This window comes from Alteromonas genovensis, assembly GCF_010500895.1.
Taxonomy (GTDB): Bacteria; Pseudomonadota; Gammaproteobacteria; order Enterobacterales; family Alteromonadaceae; genus Alteromonas; species Alteromonas genovensis.
Genome location: NZ_JAAAWO010000001.1, coordinates 46,639 through 63,805, shown reverse-complemented (window position 1 = coordinate 63,805; position 17,167 = coordinate 46,639). Strand labels below are relative to the sequence as shown.

Below are 17,167 nucleotides of genomic sequence, written 5' to 3'. Positions count from 1 at the left end.
TACGGTCGCATGTTAATTTTTGGTTAACGCATTTAAACAACAAAAAAATACCGTGTCAATAAATCAACTTTATTTATTTAATTGATTAGCTCCGGATTAACCTAACGAGCCTATTTTCATAGAGCAGTACTTACCTTGTGTGTGGTATTTTCAATCTCCCTACCGTTGAAGTAAGCATAATGACCGATAAAATAAAATCTCAGCAATCGTCTCGCAACAGCCGAGGCCAATCTGGTCTCAGAATGCAAAATGAGCGCAAAATCATGTCTCTGATTCGTCAACACAACGCATTGCCAAAAGCCGAAATCGCCAATAGAACTGGACTTTCTGCACAAGCAGTCACGGTAATAATTAAGCGCTTAGAAGAAGAAGAACTTTTAGTTCGAAAAACGCCACAGCGGGGCCGGGTAGGTCAACCTCTAGTGCCCTTTTCGCTGAATTCAGAGGGTGCTTTTGGTATTGGACTAAAGGTAGGAAGACGAAGCTTCGATCTGACATTAATTGACTTAAATGGCAATGTTCGCGCCACGCTTCATGAAAACTTCCAATACCCCAGCGTTACAAAATTATTATCGTTTTTAGAAAAGGGCATTGAGGCCTTAACACTGGGTTTAAGCGACAAGCTACGAGAGAGAATAATGGGTGTAGGTGTGGCAACCCCCTATGAAATATGGAGCTGGGCTGAAGAGGCTGGTGCGCCTTCTAATATTCTTGATGAATGGCGAGATTTTGATTTCACAAAAGGAATCAAGAGTATTATCAACTTGCCAGTATATGTATGCAACGATGACACTGCAGCCTGCTCTGCAGAGTTGAGTTTCGGCAACCCTGGTCATTTTAATGATTTTATGTACGTTTTTATTGGCACCTTCATTGGAGGAGGAGTGGTTATTAACGGCTCTCTCCTCACAGGTACAAGGGGTAACGCTGGTGCGATTGGTTCGTTGCCCCAGCCAATACTAAACAAACAAGGGCAACTCTCCTCACAGCAACTTATCATGCAATCATCGTTGTATATTCTTGAAAAGATGTTAGCCGATGCCGGCTACGATGGAAAAGCACTTTGGCAATCCAGTGAATATTGGGGAGAGCTAGGCCCAACCCTTGACGACTGGATAGACAAAGTGGCTGATGGTCTCGCTTATGCAGCATTGTGCTCTATGGCTATTTTTGATTTTGAAGCTATTGTGATTGACGGCGCGATCCCGGTCTCAGTTCGAGAAAAGATAATTAGGGCTACCGCCGAGAAGATCAGTTTAGCCGATACTAGAGGCCTATCTCCTTGCCAAATAGTGAATGGTACTATCGGCGGTAAAGCTCAGTCCATCGGATGCGCTAACCTACCGTTATTAGTCAACTTTTCTCAAGACAGCCAAAACTTATTTAACTAAGCCTTTACCTTCTCTTATTTACCACCGGCAAGCCGCATAACGCGGCTTGTTTTCTTTGTATTTTCCACCGATGTCAAAACTGTTGCGATAACGGTAAATAAATTAGTCCAAAAAATATTAAATAATATTAGTTGATTTATTAATTTCATTAATCTACATTTCGTTAACAATCTTGTTACCACTGTTAACACAAAGACATATTTTCAATTAACAGGATTTACTAACACTAAGAAATTAATCTTAAGAGGGACACACTATGAAATGCTCAACCAAAATTACACTTATCGCGGCCGCCGTCACTGCGTCTATTTCACAATCATCCATAGCACAAACCGCCGAGGAAGAAGCCAGTAAACCTAGCAGCTTAGATTTTGAGCAAATCATTGTTACGGGTACGTCTCGACCAAAAGAAAAAATTGAATCGACAAACGCTATGACAACGTTTGGCGAAGAAAAACTTGAGCGTTTAGCACCTTATAGTGTGGGTGAATTAGTTCGCAGCATTCCTGGATTTCATGCTGAAGACACAGGTGGTGAAACAGGTAACAACGTGGCTCCTCGTGGTTTTCCTCTTTCAACGCAAACTGAATTTACCGCTCTACTTCGCGATGGCATGACGGTCTTTTATAACCAAGATGTTTTATTTTCACAAAACGACCGCTTTACTCGCCTTTCTAATTTTATAGGTAATGTTGAAGCCATTAGAGGCGGTGCATCCTCCATTTTCGTAGGTAGTGCACCTGCTGGTTTTATTAACTTTTTATCTCGTGAAGGCGGTGACGATACAGAAGGCGATGTATTTTTTGAAACTAACAGTAACAACCGCTTAGGTGCGCAAGCATGGGTGAGTGGCTCAATTAACGACCAAACCGTTTATGCCATTGGCGGGTGGTATCGAAAAGGTGATTCTGCTCGCGACCCAGGCTATACCGCCAACCAAGGTGGAGAACTAAACGCTAATGTAAAATACTTTTTCGAAGACGCGAGCGGCTTTACTCGGTTCGAGTTTAATAAACAAAACGATAAGTCGTTTTTCTTCATTCCCCAACCACTTACAGGCTCTACAACTGATGCTCAAACGATCCCTGGTGGTATGGATATTCGTGACGGCACAACAGGTAACTCTGCAGGTGCGCGCCTGCTGCGCTTGGCGAACACGCCTAGTGGCGATATAGACTTAGATGTTACCGACGGTAACTTCGCCGACGTTACCTATTTCGGTAATACGACGGAAGTAGAGCTTAATGATGCTTGGACGTTCTCAAACCAAGTTCGCTACACGGATATGCTGACAACCTTTACAGGCATAATAAACGTAGGCAATGCTGAATCACTTTCTGGAAAAGCACAGGCTATTTTTGATACCAACGAGCAGGCACTTGCCGACGCGGTATTTGGTGGTGAATTAAATTACCGAGTCGTCGACGCTGGTACCGGATTTGAGTTAGCGAACAACAGTAATGTAGATAGCTTTAACACCAATGGTTTTGGTATTAATGCTGGATTCTGGCATCGCCGTTTTGAAGGAGACAACTTACAAAACGAAACAAAAATGCGCCATATTTATGAAGGTTTTGATGAGGGTACTTTCTATTCTACATTCGGTTTGTTCGTATCAAATATAAATGGACATGTAACTGACTATCGCATTAACACGCTGCAATCTGTTGAGCCGTTACCGCAACGCCTCGATATCGCCTTCATAGATGCCGAGGGAAATGATATTGCAAGTGGCACCTATAAAGGCATACAAGCCGGTTCTCATGGTTTCGCTAACATTGTTTATAATGAGTCAACCATTGCTCCTTATGCAGACTTTGAATATGAGATAGATGATTTAACCTTAAACCTTGGTGCGCGATATGAAACATTGAGAGCCAATGGTGAAGCGGAAGATCCGGGTAATTATGAAATTAGCAGCTTTACAACCGACTCGGATGCAGTGAATGGCAATATCATTCTTCCCTTTGGTGCTGGGACATACAGAAACTTTGATGTTGAATACAACGAATTAGCGTGGACAGTTGCCGCAAACTATATAGTAAATGAAGATTTTGCTGTATTTACGCGATATGCAGATGGCTTCCGTATGCCAGATGTAGACAAATATATGGCGATTACAGACCTTTCGAGTCAAGAGGAGATAGACGAGTTTAATCGCTCTGAACGTCGGGAAACACAGCCTGCATCCACAGTAATGGCCGAGCTGGGCTTCAAATATAACTCGGGCGACGTTGCAGCGTTCTTAACAGGTTATTATGCTGCGGCAGACGACCTATTCTTTAACGTTCCTACGGTGGTAGATAATCAGGTTGTACAACGCCAAGCATTCCGCAATACCGAAACATTGGGTCTTGAGGCTGAATTCAACTTGCAAGTAACAGAAGGATGGAGCGTTGGCTTATCTGCCACGTATCAAGATCCAGAATTTGTTAATACCCCTGCAGCCGAGTTTATTAATAGCGATGGTAATGTTGATACAGTAAATATTAATGGCAATATGCCAGTGCGAGTTCCCAAGCATTTTGGACAGCTTACTAGTAGCTATGAATTCGAAGATTTTGCTTGGGGCGTAGCAAGTATCAACGCGACTTACTCATGGAGTGGTAAACGCTATGCGGACGACGCGAATACTGCAGAACTGCCATTTTACGGAATGCTAAACTTAGGCTTCGCTATTGAAAATGAAGATGGCTACTACGTTCGAGCTGATGTGAAAAATATTAATAATTCTGAAGGCTTATCTGAAGGTGATCCTCGAGCAGGCGAAACAGTTGCAGGCCAAAGTACAACATTTAACGCACGAGTAGTGCTTCCTCGTACCTTTACAGTGAGCGTGGGTAAGCGTTTCTAAAGCAAGTTTCGCAAAAATAGTAGCCTGCCTGTTAGGCAGGCTTCTCATCTTTATATTCCCGTTAATGTTCCTTCTTAATATCCCCTCTTATTATCGCCCTTATGGCCAGCGCTACTTTCCAACCAACCACAAAATAATGAATTAAATTCATACAAAAATGAAATTAAGTCATTTTTATTCATGGTTTCAATTGCGTATAACATGTTTATTGTTTTCAGCACCAAACATAGAGCCAACACCGCGATGACTAAGGAATTTGAATTTACTATTACTCGTACTCGTTTTGATGAAGACTATCAGCCTTCTGACCATACTCGGGTAACCACAAACTTTGCTAATTTAGCAAGAGGTAAGCAACGAAAAGCCAACCTGCGCAATGCACTGCAAATGATAGACAATCGATTTAACGCACTTGCTACTTGGGATAATGCTGCTGCAGATAGATACACTGTTGAGCTTGATATCATATCGGTTGATGTGGATGTCGAGGGCAACGGGATGAGCTTTCCAACCATTGAAATTCTTCAAACCAATATTGTTGACACTAAAACGGGCAAACGCTCGCAAGGTATTGTTGGCAACAACTTCTCATCGTATATACGCGACTATGACTTCAGTGTGGTGCTGTCTAATCACAACGAAGGACAGTCGCATTTCAGTGTGCCTGATGACTTTGGCGAGCTGCACGGAAAGCTGTTCCAGCACTTCGTACACTCTAAAGCCTACAAAGCGCAGTTTACGAAGTCACCAGTAATATGCATCAGCGTGTCAGACAACAAGGTGTATCACAGAACAGAAAATGAGCATCCCGTTTTAGGCGTAGAATACACGCCTAACGAGACCTCATTAACCGAAAGCTATTTTAAAAAGATGGGACTGAACGTGCGCTATTTTATGCCGCCTAATAGCGTTGCCCCCTTTGCCTTTTATTTCTTTGGCGACTTACTAAACGACTACACCAATTTAGAACTTATTAGCACTATTAGCACAATGGAGACGTTTCAAAAGATTTATCGGCCTGAAATTTATAACGCGAACGCTGTCGCGGGTAAACACTATCAACCGAACCTCAATCACAAAGATCATTCAATTACCCGAATTGTTTACGATAGAGATGAACGTTCTCAACTGGCAGTGGAGCAAGGCAAGTTTGTTGAGGAAAAGTTTATTAAACCTTATCAAAGTGCACTGACCCAATGGTCACGACAATGCGCTTGGTAAAGGCCAAGCTGCCTTGAGCCAGCTAGCTCGCTGTCGATTTTCTCATTTTCACTATTTCTGTAGCCCTTTTAGTCTTCTAAAGGTTTTACTCTTCTATGGGAATAGCTCAACTAGGTTATTATTCAAAAATACATTATGAAAACACTATTACCCACTTCCACCTCAGGCAGTCTTCCTAAACCCGCATGGCTGGCGCAGCCTGAACAACTTTGGTCACCGTGGAAACTAGCGCAAGATATTTTGCCTGAGGGCAAGCACGATGCGTTGAAGCTGTCGCTACACGAACAGCAGTGCGCCGGCATTGATATCGTGTGTGACGGAGAGCAAACTCGTCAGCACTTTGTTACCGCCTTTATCGAACATTTAAGCGGTGTAGATTTTGAGAATCGAGAAACGGTGACAATTCGCAATCGCTATGAAGCCAGCGTACCAAGGGTGATTGGTGCCGTTAAACGCACTCGCCCCGTGTTTGTGGAAGATGCCAAGTTTCTTAGAAGCCAAACATCTCAACCCATTAAATGGGCCCTACCCGGCCCAATGACTATGATTGATACGTTATATGACGCTCACTACAAAAGCCGGGAAAAGCTGGCATGGGAGTTCGCTAAAATTCTGAACCAAGAGGCCAAAGAATTAGAAGCGGCAGGCGTCGATATCATTCAATTTGATGAACCTGCTTTCAATGTGTTCTTTGATGACGTTAACGAATGGGGCGTGGCTGCTTTAGAGCGCGCAATTAAAGGACTAAAATGCGAAACCGCCGTGCACATATGCTACGGCTATGGCATAAAAGCGAATACAGATTGGAAAAAAACTTTGGGAGAAGAATGGCGTCAGTACGAAACCATTTTTCCAAAGCTTCAAAAATCAAACATCGATATCATTTCACTGGAGTGCCACAACTCTAAGGTTCCACTGGAGCTGATGGAGCTTATCCGCGGTAAAAAAGTGATGGTCGGCGCAATAGATGTAGCCAACCATGATATTGAAACCCCTGAGGAAGTAGCCACTACGTTAAGAAAGGCACTGAAATTTGTGGATGCAGACAAATTGTATCCCTGCACCAATTGTGGAATGGCCCCGTTACCTCGTCATGTAGCTCGCGCAAAGTTAAGCGCACTGGCAGCTGGCGCCGAACTCGTGCGGCAAGAGCTTGTACAATAACAGCTAAGCGGTCAGTACACTGCGAAGTAAATCATACAATACCGTAAGTTTTACAGGTTTAGCCAAATAAGCATTAAACCCAACCCGAGCATAATGCTCAATGTCAGTGCTCATAACATTTGCAGTTAGCGCTATAACGGGAACACTCTGATTTAACTTTTGTATTTCAGCAAATGCCTGAAGTCCGTCCATTTCAGGCATTTGGATATCCATTAACACTAAATCAGGTGTATTTTTTGAGAACTGCTCAAGTGCCTCAACGCCATTTTTAGCAAAATGTAAGTCTGCCTGGGTCGGTGCTAGCATAGATTCGATAACAAGGGTGTTTATATCGTTATCTTCGGCAATAAGAATTGTCTTGCCTGAAAAGTAAGGAACATCGTCCATTTGGGAAGCAGTTTTTTTGCCTTCTAAGTTTGCGTGCTCAAGGGGTAAGGTTACCGTAATTGTTGTACCCTGATTGGGGACGCTATCAACTTCAATTTTGCCCCCCATCATTTGAACCAAACTAACCGTGATTGACATACCCAATCCAGTGCCACCAAATTTACGAGTTGTAGATGAGTCAGCCTGAGTGAAACGTTCAAATATCCGTGCCTGCGCTTCTTCAGACATGCCAATACCCGTATCTTTTACGGTGAAACGTAACGCGCCTGACGAATAAGAGCTATCGTTCATCAACGCTATACTGACTTGTCCTGACTTGGTGAATTTAACGGCATTGGCGCACAGGTTAAGAAGGATTTGCCTCACCCTCACTACATCGCCTTTCCACCCATCAACAAAACCTTCGCTTATCCTAGATTTTAACGCTATTTGTTTTTCAGTGGCTTCTAGGCTTAATTCCGAGTGAACATGCTCCATCACATCACACATTGAAAAAGGCTGCTGTTCTAACGTCAGCTGGTTAGCTTCTATCTTCGAATAATCCAGAATATCGTTGATGATTGTAAGCAGACTCGTCGCAGAAAAGCTCGCTCTTGAAATAAGCGTCTTTGATTCAGAGTCTAGGTTTGAGCGTTCTAAGAGCTGTAGAGTCCCAAGTACACCATTCATGGGAGTTCTTATTTCGTGACTCATATTGGCCAGAAAGTCGCTTTTAGCTTTAGTGGCCTGCTCGGCTTTATACTTTGCTTCTTGCAGCTTTCTTGACGCTTCTTCGCTATCTGTTACATCTTGAAACGTGCCAAACAATTTAATGCATTTATTTTCAAAAAACTCGGCCTCGCCCTTAGAAACCACCCATCGTCGATGTCCTTTCATCGTTGTTATTTGTGTCTTGAGATCCCATGACTGACCAGTCTTTATCGCTAACTCTACAGCATGCAATATGCTGTCACGACTCGTACCAACTACATAAAAATCTACCGCCGACTCGAATGAGGGTTGATACCCAGGGGGAGCTTCGTGTATCTGTTTAGTTTGAGCGCTCCAAAGAACATGACTAGTCTCTAAATCTACTGACCAAGAGCCTACCTTTGCCACTTTTTCTAATTTTGCAAGAGTAGATGCTTTTGTTCTTAACTGTTCAAGTACTTGTCTTTTGGCGATTTCTGAACCCAACCACTGAGCAAACAATTCAATAAATTCATAGCTTTCGGGTTCAAAGATGTTGACGGGCTTGGCTGCAGAAAAATTAATCGTGCCAAACACCCTCTTATCAATAATTATAGGGGCAGCGAGATACGCCTCAAGCTTCTGTGCTTCATAGCAGGGGTGGTTAGCAATTTCTGAAAAGCCTACGTGGTTAAACCCAACCACTTTGTTTCTATTAATTGTGTAATGACAATAGGTTAAGCCAAGGTCGAAATGCATTCCGGCGTCCAGGCCGTCAATATTATTGACGGTTCTAAACACCTTGTAGTCATTACCCACAATTTGACTCACAATACCGACTTCCAAGCCAAACAAGTCAAGGCCAAAGCGCAGGAGTTCATCCACTTTCGAGTCAAAATCTAACGACTGATTAGATACAATATTGTGGAAATTTCGCAGTGGGTTCACATTTTCCGCTCTCATAGAGTCCATCCATTGATTTGAGCTTCACGCGGGTGCAATACTATGTCGAGTGTGTGCTTTTCTGGCTGGAAATTGTTCATAGTTGATACTAGCTACCGTGCGATACATCGTAAATAAAAGTTCCAGTGTCCATAACAGACCTACGGCGTTTTAAACGAGCTGATTGGCTCAGACAGCAAACTTGATGTACCAGCACTGGTGTAGTGTTTAAAATATGAGCTTAACACCTGCCTACCCGCTTCCCTATTCCCAATAAGTATAGGTATTGCCTTTATAGTCACTCATAAGACCACATTGATGGACCCTCGTTTAAGTGTGAGGTTATTCGCACCCAGTGTATAAACTTTCAACACTTGAAGGTAATTCACGAAAAAAAGTGTTGTATGCGCGCGCTGCATCGCTATAATGCATCGCATTGGCGCATAGCCATTACAATGTGATGCCAGAGTGATGAAATTGGTAGACATGACGGATTCAAAATCCGTTGCTAGAAATAGCGTGCCGGTTCAAGTCCGGCCTCTGGTACCACCTCTAAACCAACTATTTAGTTGGTTTTTTTGTGCCTGCGATTTGAATAAACGGCACGCTGGCGTGTCGGCCCAGTCGAAGTCCGGCCTCTGGTACCACTTCTAAACCAACTATATAGTTGGTTTTTTTGTGCCTGCGATTTGAATAAACGGCACGCTGGCGTACCGTCCGAGTGTCGGCCCAGTCAAAGTCCGGCCTCTGGTACCATCTCTAAACCAACTATTTAGTTGGTTTTTTTGTGCCTGCGATTTGAATAAACGGCACGCTCAAAGCGTACCGTCCGAGTGTCGTTCCATCGTCTTATTTACGAAACTGCCCTGGGCTAACGCCGGTCCATTTTTTGAAAGCGCGGTTAAAATTAGACGTATCCTTAAACCCAAGCTCATAGCCTATTTCAGATGTGGTTTTGGTGGTATTTAACAGCAATTCTTTAGCAATAGTTGAGCGAGTATTGTCGAGCATTTGCTGATAAGTTGTATTTGACTTCTTAAGCTCTCGACGCAGTGTCCTGGGTGATATACACAGATAATTTGCCGCGTCTGTCAAAGAGGGGTAGTTCCCAGAAATGTTAAGAAGAAGTTCATTTACTTCCCTTATTATCCCGTTTTGATCCTCTACCCTGCTCAGCATTTCTTGGCATATTTGCGTTGTTGTTTTTTCAGTATCAGGATCTGCGGTTGCAAGCGGCTTGGTCAGAAAGCTAACGTCTAAAAACAATTTGGCTGTTTGCCCACCGAAAACAACGGGGTATTTCACAGTAGCCGACTCTTGATACCATTCGATGGGCTCTACGCAACCAAATTCAACTCGTTCGATAACGCTAGATTCTTGATTGAAAGACATGAAAACATGGTCAAATGCACTCACAATGCATGACAGCATAAAGTAACGCACTTCACCAAAATCGAAGGTTTCGTTAATTTGCAATATGGCAGACTCAGCGTTTTGCGCCACGTTTAGCAACTTCAAATCGTAAGATGGCGCCCTGAGTTTGAAAAAGCGGGTAAGTGTTCTTACCGCCGCGGCTCCATTTTCAGAGGCCATAATGGCATAACCAAGCAACCCCAGAGTGGTAATATTGATGTGCTGACCGAATCGCCATCCCAAATGGGGATCGCCGGTAGCACTCAGTGCATTTTTTATGAATTGACGGTGCTGGTCGAAGGTGAGTCTTAATTCATCGTCTAGAAACTGTTCTTCTTGAAGCGCCAAACCTTCTAGCAACAAAGCAGAGCTAATACCCTTATTAACGAGTTCACGAAACAGCACCCTTTGAAAATGCGTGGGGATCACCGAATCTTTAGCGTTGAGATATTTTTTGCCCATTAAAGTCTCCCAAAAGCGGCGCTGAGTAACTGACTCTCTTATCACTTTACAGTACATCGCGTGGCCACATATGACCACATTTTGACCTGAAATGCTATTTCTTCATGCCACCTAACGTTCTAACGTGTAACGCTGCGCCATCTTCATAGGTCGATATGTATTGGTGAATATGCATTGCTGCCTATCAAGTCTGACACACGCCCGTTAGGTTAAACGCAGAAAGTATTGAAGGTGTGTCTTAGGCGCTAAAAACGGTGAGTGATTGGCAAAATGATCATGATTAGAACAGGCAGGCGGTAATTACATGTATAAAAAACTCATTGTATCGATAATGCTGTTTATTGCTCTAGTTGTTTCTGTAGAAGCGAAACAGCACCGTACCAAACCAAACATACTTTTGGTGCTTCTCGACGATGTTGGCTTTATGGATTTTGGTGCATACGGCAGTGATACCGCTACGCCTAATATTGATAAACTCGGCAAAGCCGGTGCTATGTTCACACGTTACTATTCCTCCCCCTTATGTGGCCCAAGTCGCGCGTCACTTATGACAGGTCAAAGCCCACACCAGGTTGGTGCTGCAACACTCGCAGAAGTACTTACAGACGAAATGCGAGCCCTGCCCGCTTATAACATGACGTGGGCAGACCAACAGCAAACTATCGCTTCAAGGCTCAAATCGGCTGGATACCAAACCTTCGTAGCTGGCAAGTGGGGAATTGGCGATATTGGTGCAAACCTGCCTCATCGCTTCGGTTTTGATAGGTCTTGGGTATTAGACTCCACTGGCTCTAGTAACTATCGGGCTAAATCATATTTGCCACACTATTTGGAAGTGGAATGGTACGAAGATGGAAAGCGAATTTCTCTGCCTGAGGACTTTTACTCGTCTCGTAATATCGTCGACAAAATGATTGAGTATGTGGATGAAGCCGACCCTTCCAAGCCGTATTTTGGATATTTAGCTTTTCAAGCAATACATATTCCCCTTCAGGTTTCGCCCGAGTTTATCAATAAATATAACGGCGTCTTTGATAGAGGCTGGAACATAATGCGTCAAGAACGCTTACAAAAAGCGATTGCACTTGGTCTGGTTCCTGAAACGACAACACTGTCTGATGGTGCCCATAACGACCGCGAATGGAACAGTCTTTCAGATCGCGAGAAAGCGTACTGGGCTCGCGTGATGCAAGTTAACGCAGGCATGCTTGAATCGGCAGACTTTCACCTTGGCAGGCTGATAAGCCACCTAGAAGCAAAAGGTCAGTTAGATAATACCATTGTGATTGTCACCTCAGATAACGGCCCCGAATACAATACCCTTGGGAAAACATCAAAGCCTGCAGTTAAGGCGTTTGAAAAGTTTTGGATGGCCATTGAGGACTGGGACGTCAGTTATGAAAACCTGGGGCAAGAAGGCAGTCTTGCGGCCATAGGCCATGAGTGGGCGTCAGTTTCTGCAGCGCCGTTTCATTTGTTCAAATTTAATGCCTCGGAGGGCGGCATGCGCGTGCCTTTAGTCGTATCGGGCCCGGGTGTTGAAGCAAATAAAGGCTTTGTCGACAGCCGTGCGCAAGTTGCCGACATTACTCCAACATTACTCGACTTTGCCGGCATAAATTACAACCCTGATGAGTTTTACGGGCGAAGCTTAAAGCCACTACTAACGGGGCAGTCTGACAACGTTTATGGCGAAAATGATGCCTTTGTGTTTGAGGTAAGCGGAACCGCAGCGCTTTACAGGGGAAACTGGAAAATAACCAAAACCCCGCCTCCTCATGGGGATGGGAATTGGCACCTGTACGATTTAGCCGTCGACCCGGGGGAAACTACCGACGTTGCCCTTAAACACCCTAGCCTTTTTCAAGACATGCTTGATGAATACAACGCCTATGCCACGGATGTGGGTGTATTTGAGCTTCCCCCTGGAGAAAGTTCGCGAAAACAGCTCGTTATTAATGCGATTAAAGGAACAGCAGGCAATTATTGGTACCTATTTGCCGGTTTAGCAGCGACCTTATTATTAGCCGTTTATCTGTTGTTTGTTTTCGCTACACGCTTGATTAAGCGAATGGGAAATAGCTGATGACTGCGAAACTAAAACCAAACCAACACCAAAGTTACACGCTCTATAAAATGGACATTTCCTACTTTTCAGGAAAGCTAGAAGCATACTTACGGTACAAAGAAATTCCGCATCGCGTTATTGAATGTGACACTTTGAAAGCGCTTCATAAAGTAGGGCGTAAGACTGGTATTCAAAAAGTCCCCGCCATTGAGATGGATGATGGAAAATGGTTATTTGATACAACGCCCACAATTCAATGGCTAGAGAGTAGGCATACCGAAAAGCCGGTGCTCCCCTCCGACCCTGCCTTGCGATTTATTGCCTTGTTAATCGAAGATTATGGCGATGAGTGGCTTTGGCGTCCTGCCATGTGGTGGCGTTGGGTCCCCAAGGTATCTCGCGTTACATTGGGACGAAGAATTACCAAAGTCTATTCAAAGCGTCTTGCCATTCCTTTGGGCTTTTACTTTGGTCATCGTCAATTGCGTGAGTGGCTGTGGAATGATGGAGTTGACAAAAACAACAACGGTGATGTGCGAGACATGTTGTTTCGAGAACTCGAATTTCTTGAGCCTTTATTTGAACAACAGCCGTTTATATTAGGTGATCATCCAAGCATTGCCGACTTCGGTTATTTTGGCTCGTTTTTTCGCCATTTTAGCAACGACCCTATTTCAGCAGAAGTGATGAGGCGTAAAGGCCCGAATACTTACGAATGGGTTGCCCGGCTATGGAACGTCAAACACAGTAAATTAAATCAAAATATTAAGTGGGAATGGCCGTCTGCGGCATTTTGGCAGCCATTGCTTGAACGCATTGCTCTTGATTATCTACCTTATTTACACCAAAACGCGCTTGCATACCGCGATGGTAAAAAACGGTTTAACTATCGAGGGAAGCATTTTCAATTCAACCGCACTGTCACAACGCACTATCGAGTATGGTGCAGGCAAGAGCTACAGCGAGAATTCTCCCTTTTGTCACAAGACGATAAAGACCGAGTCAATAATTTATTTCAGGCTGCTGGAGGCCTTTTCTCTTTGCATACAGATGGTCTCATCGACTCTGGGTTAAGTCAGCAGTTTCAGCTACCTATAAACCCAAACAATGTGAAGCAAAAGCCAGGTTTATTCGCCCGTTACTACGGTCAACCCAGAAATTAAATAACGGTCGACTATTAATAAATGGCTATGCACAAATAATTGAAAACAGCAAAATGACGACAACGAGGAATTAAGAAATGGTTTGGTGGAAAGTAGCGTTAATAAGTATTCCAATTCTAGGTATTATTGTTTGGCTGGGCCTTCCTAAACTACTGCACGCGATGGGTTTACACCCAAGTTACGACATGCCGAGCTATAATCTCAAGGGGAAACGGGCCTTGGTGATCACTACCAGTCACGACACGTTGGGTGAAACGGGTAAAGCAACGGGGGTGTTTGGTTCAGAAATGACCGTGCCCTATTATGCTTTCTTAGATGCCGGTTTAGACGTTGATATCGCTTCTATCAAAGGGGGCGAGATTCCAGTAGAGCCATTTTCTATGGGCTGGCCACTGGCTACACCTGAAGATAAGCGCTTTAAGCAAGACGCCACCGCAATGAGCAAACTTAAGCATTCCATTCCTATTAATGAAATATCACCTGATGAGTACGATGTCTACTACATGGCTGGCGGATGGGGTGCGGCCTACGACCTTGCGCAATCAAGAGCGTTAGCGGAACTGATAACAAAAGCCAATGCAAATAATAAAGTGCTGGGGTCGGTTTGCCACGGGGCGCTTGGTTTAGTTAGTGCAAAAAACGTCGATGGCAGGCCGTTACTTGAAGGGCGAAACGTTACCGGCGTTACGAACCGACAAATCAAGCAATTGGGAATTGAGGTAACACCAAAACATCCTGAAACCGAAATGCGAAAAGCAGGCGCAAAGTTTGAACTTCAAACTGCCACCATTGAAATGTTGGCAACGCATGTGGCCGTAGATGGCAATATTGTAACGGGACAAAACCAGAACAGTGGCTATGAAACATCACACCGTATTTTAGCGTTACTTGCTGATAAGAAGCAGTTATAAAAAAGCGAGCATCATGATGGCTTTCCAACGCACATTACCGCTTATTCTACTGACACTCACTTGCATTGTAGCTGCTGGAATTTTCATTGCTCTTTTTAACAAGAAATCGACGACAAACTACCAGCCGTGCCGTTTGCCTGAATACGTTATCGATAGCTTTGTACTGGTAAAAGGTGGTGGGTTCATCCAAGGCAAGGATGCCGTATATCCTGAAGAGGGTCCGCCTCAGAAGGTGTTTGTTTCTTCGTTTAAGCTACAGACAACAGAAGTGACCAATAAGCAATTCGCAAAGTTTGTTGCGCAAACTGGCTATGTTACCGACGCTGAAAAGGGTACTGGCTCGGCGCAGTTCTTAGAATCTGAAACTCCTTGGATAACTTCATCATGGTGGAGCTTAGATAGTGGCGCGACCTGGAAAACACCAGACGGTGCAGGTAGCAACCTTGAAGGACGAGCTTTGCACCCCGTTGTACATGTCACTCTTAATGATGCGCGCGCCTACGCTGAGTGGGCGGGCGGTAGAATTCCAACCGAAATTGAGTGGGAGTACGCAGCGAGTTTAGGGCTTTTCGACCCGCTTGAGCCAGAGTCTGGTATGCAAGCGCCTGACGGTACGCCCCGCGCAAATGTTTGGACAGGCACTTTTCCCGACAACAACACCGAGGAAGACGGATTTACAGGCACAGCCCCCGTAGGCTGTTTTGAACAAAACCTTATCGGTGCCTACGATATGATTGGTAATGTTTGGGAGTGGACAGAAAGCCGTTATGGTAAGGCTAACCCAAGGTTTACCATTAAAGGCGGCTCATTCCTTTGCGGTAGCAATTATTGTAGAAGGTATCGCGCTTCTGCGCGTCAAGGCATGGAACAAGACTTTAGCACGGTGCATATAGGCTTTCGCATTGCTAAAAAAATTGCCAAATAAAATTGAAAAATAAAAACTAGCAATCAAATATTAATTGGATAAGGCTAACAAATGAGTGAAATAACAAAACAAAAAGGTGCTTCAAGCAGCACCCCTTCCCCATTTATGCGTTGGCTTACGTCCAAATTGATGAACTATATCAGCAGTGAGAAACGACAAACAAAGCTCAGGAACAAGCGCGAAGCAAAGCGCATAAAAGAGGGACGAAAGCACGTGGTTGAATATTTCCATCAAGTGGATGATGGATACTCTCACCTTGCCATACAAACTCTTTCAAAACTTAAAGCCCAGTATGATATTAAGCTTGTGGTTCACCTTGTTCCCCCAGCCAGCGATGACAATTTTCCAGAGCCAGAGCTTTGGAAACAAATGTCAGTAGCCGATGCTAAGCGTATCGCGCCCTTTTACGGGCTCGAGTTTGATAGCCAAAACACACCTCCCGAACAGAGCCTTGTTCAAATGGCAGCCGCCATTTTTTGTAATTTAAACAGCGAAGAAGTCATAGATATAGGTGCTGAGATTAGCGCCTATTTATGGCGAGGTGACAAAGAAGCGCTGGCGCGGTTAGCGCATCAGTATGGCAGTGCGTCACTTGATGAATTGCACGCCAAGTATGAATTAGCAACCGCGCGTCGAAGCGAGTTAAAGCACTACAACCCAGCCATGTTTCACTACGAAGGTGAATGGTACTGGGGGGTAGACCGATTATATCATCTCGAAAATAGGCTTAACGCTTTAGGCGCAACAACAAACGACATGGTACCTTTAGGCAAGGTACCGTTAGACAAGGTACCGTTAGACAAGATACCGTTAATTGCGCCCCGCCCAGAAGTTGCGTCTCAGTTTGGTGAAAATGCATCAACACTCACGCTAGAGTTTTTTGTATCGCTTCGAAGCCCTTACACCGCTATTGCTTGGGATCCAACCATCAAATTTGCCAAACAATCAGGCATTAACCTAGTTGTTAAACCTGTGCTGCCCATGGTTATGCGCGGCGTGCCGGCAACTAAAGAGAAAAAGATATACATAGCAACCGATGTAGCCAGAGAAGCGCGGGCGTTAAACGTTGAATATGGGAACTTCTACGATCCTATCGGCGAACCTGTATTAAGAGGTTACAGCCTTTATATGTGGGCCTTAACGCAAAATAAAGGCAACGATTTACTTTGCGCGTTTTTAAAAGCTGCATTTGCTAGAGGAGTAAATTGCAATAAGCACCAAGGTATTCAGCAGGTTGCAGAGAATGCGGGGCTTGATTGGAGAGAGGCGCGCCTTCATCTTCACGATGACAATTGGCAGCAGCTGTTAGAAGATAACCGTCTGAGTATGTATGAGTTTGGCAGCTGGGGCGTGCCAAGTTATCGATTATTAGACCAGAATGAAAACGAAGTATTGGCCGTGTGGGGGCAAGACAGGCTTTGGTTGGTCGCGCAAAAGGTTAAGGAATTAAGTGAATAGCGAGATAGGTATCATTAAATATGACAACCTGCACCAATAACTGAATCGCGCATTGTTATAGGTGCAGGTATATTCACTTATTTGAGGCACACTTTGAAATACAGCTGCTTTTTTTCATTCCAGCTTCAACGCTCTTGCG

General features: G+C 44.3%; 11 protein-coding genes and 1 tRNA gene. 10 read left to right on the top strand and 2 right to left on the bottom strand.

Going from position 1 to position 17,167, the window contains the following annotated elements; translation table 11 throughout:
* The first annotated feature begins 179 nt into the window (after positions 1 to 179).
* The 4 genes from GTQ48_RS00240 (at position 180) to GTQ48_RS00225 (ending at position 6,630) form a co-directional block, all read left to right on the top strand.
* The gene (locus GTQ48_RS00240; RefSeq protein WP_239059938.1) at positions 180 to 1,391 is read left to right on the top strand and encodes an ROK family transcriptional regulator; all 1,212 of its coding nucleotides are present in this window, start codon (positions 180 to 182) and stop codon (positions 1,389 to 1,391) included.
* A gap of 256 nt (positions 1,392 to 1,647) precedes the next feature.
* Entirely contained in the window at positions 1,648 to 4,245 is a 2,598-nt protein-coding gene (locus GTQ48_RS00235; protein ID WP_163104329.1) for a TonB-dependent receptor, read from the top strand.
* Positions 4,246 to 4,488: 243 nt separating this feature from the next.
* The gene (locus GTQ48_RS00230; protein WP_163104327.1) at positions 4,489 to 5,466 is read left to right on the top strand and encodes a DUF1852 domain-containing protein; all 978 of its coding nucleotides are present in this window, start codon (positions 4,489 to 4,491) and stop codon (positions 5,464 to 5,466) included.
* 135 nt (positions 5,467 to 5,601) lie between these two features.
* A complete protein-coding gene (locus tag GTQ48_RS00225) occupies positions 5,602 to 6,630 on the top strand; it encodes a methionine synthase (RefSeq protein WP_163104325.1) in 1,029 nt (342 codons plus the stop codon).
* Between the two features lie 3 nt (positions 6,631 to 6,633).
* Here the strand turns inward: GTQ48_RS00225 and GTQ48_RS00220 are convergent, their stop codons facing one another.
* Entirely contained in the window at positions 6,634 to 8,649 is a 2,016-nt protein-coding gene (locus GTQ48_RS00220; protein ID WP_163104323.1) for a GAF domain-containing hybrid sensor histidine kinase/response regulator, read from the bottom strand.
* A 441-nt stretch (positions 8,650 to 9,090) separates the two neighbouring features.
* Between GTQ48_RS00220 and GTQ48_RS00215 the strand changes: the two genes are divergently transcribed.
* Positions 9,091 to 9,177, top strand: a tRNA-Leu gene (locus GTQ48_RS00215).
* 300 nt (positions 9,178 to 9,477) lie between these two features.
* Here the strand turns inward: GTQ48_RS00215 and GTQ48_RS00210 are convergent.
* Positions 9,478 to 10,503, bottom strand: a complete 1,026-nt coding sequence (locus tag GTQ48_RS00210) for an AraC family transcriptional regulator (RefSeq protein WP_163104321.1) — start codon at positions 10,501 to 10,503, stop codon at positions 9,478 to 9,480.
* A 304-nt stretch (positions 10,504 to 10,807) separates the two neighbouring features.
* Here GTQ48_RS00210 and GTQ48_RS00205 point away from each other — a divergent pair, with 304 nt between their 5' ends.
* The 5 genes from GTQ48_RS00205 (at position 10,808) to GTQ48_RS00185 (ending at position 17,028) form a co-directional block, all read left to right on the top strand.
* Positions 10,808 to 12,589, top strand: coding sequence for an arylsulfatase (locus GTQ48_RS00205; RefSeq protein ID WP_163104319.1), 1,782 nt, complete (start codon positions 10,808 to 10,810; stop codon positions 12,587 to 12,589).
* A complete protein-coding gene (locus GTQ48_RS00200; RefSeq protein ID WP_163104317.1) occupies positions 12,589 to 13,734 on the top strand; it encodes a glutathione S-transferase family protein in 1,146 nt (381 codons plus the stop codon). Before GTQ48_RS00205 ends, GTQ48_RS00200 begins: the two co-directional genes overlap by 1 nt.
* Positions 13,735 to 13,811: 77 nt before the next feature.
* Positions 13,812 to 14,645: a type 1 glutamine amidotransferase domain-containing protein gene (locus tag GTQ48_RS00195; protein WP_163104315.1), complete on the top strand. Its 834-nt coding sequence runs from the start codon at positions 13,812 to 13,814 to the stop codon at positions 14,643 to 14,645.
* A 13-nt stretch (positions 14,646 to 14,658) separates the two neighbouring features.
* Positions 14,659 to 15,570 carry a formylglycine-generating enzyme family protein gene (locus GTQ48_RS00190; protein ID WP_203565035.1) on the top strand — a complete coding sequence of 304 codons (912 nt, stop codon included), beginning with the start codon at positions 14,659 to 14,661 and terminating at the stop codon, positions 15,568 to 15,570.
* A gap of 51 nt (positions 15,571 to 15,621) precedes the next feature.
* A complete protein-coding gene (locus GTQ48_RS00185; protein ID WP_163104313.1) occupies positions 15,622 to 17,028 on the top strand; it encodes a DsbA family protein in 1,407 nt (468 codons plus the stop codon).
* Positions 17,029 to 17,167 lie beyond the last annotated feature (139 nt).

Coding starts and splice junctions, on each gene's coding strand:
- GTQ48_RS00235 (WP_163104329.1), top strand. CDS start 1,648: ATGAAATGCTCAACCAAAATTACACTTATCGCGGCCGCCGTCACTGCG.
- GTQ48_RS00185 (WP_163104313.1), top strand. CDS start 15,622: ATGAGTGAAATAACAAAACAAAAAGGTGCTTCAAGCAGCACCCCTTCC.
- GTQ48_RS00200 (WP_163104317.1), top strand. CDS start 12,589: ATGACTGCGAAACTAAAACCAAACCAACACCAAAGTTACACGCTCTAT.
- GTQ48_RS00195 (WP_163104315.1), top strand. CDS start 13,812: ATGGTTTGGTGGAAAGTAGCGTTAATAAGTATTCCAATTCTAGGTATT.
- GTQ48_RS00225 (WP_163104325.1), top strand. CDS start 5,602: ATGAAAACACTATTACCCACTTCCACCTCAGGCAGTCTTCCTAAACCC.
- GTQ48_RS00230 (WP_163104327.1), top strand. CDS start 4,489: ATGACTAAGGAATTTGAATTTACTATTACTCGTACTCGTTTTGATGAA.
- GTQ48_RS00220 (WP_163104323.1), bottom strand. CDS start 8,649: ATGAGAGCGGAAAATGTGAACCCACTGCGAAATTTCCACAATATTGTA.
- GTQ48_RS00210 (WP_163104321.1), bottom strand. CDS start 10,503: ATGGGCAAAAAATATCTCAACGCTAAAGATTCGGTGATCCCCACGCAT.
- GTQ48_RS00240 (WP_239059938.1), top strand. CDS start 180: ATGACCGATAAAATAAAATCTCAGCAATCGTCTCGCAACAGCCGAGGC.
- GTQ48_RS00205 (WP_163104319.1), top strand. CDS start 10,808: ATGTATAAAAAACTCATTGTATCGATAATGCTGTTTATTGCTCTAGTT.
- GTQ48_RS00190 (WP_203565035.1), top strand. CDS start 14,659: ATGATGGCTTTCCAACGCACATTACCGCTTATTCTACTGACACTCACT.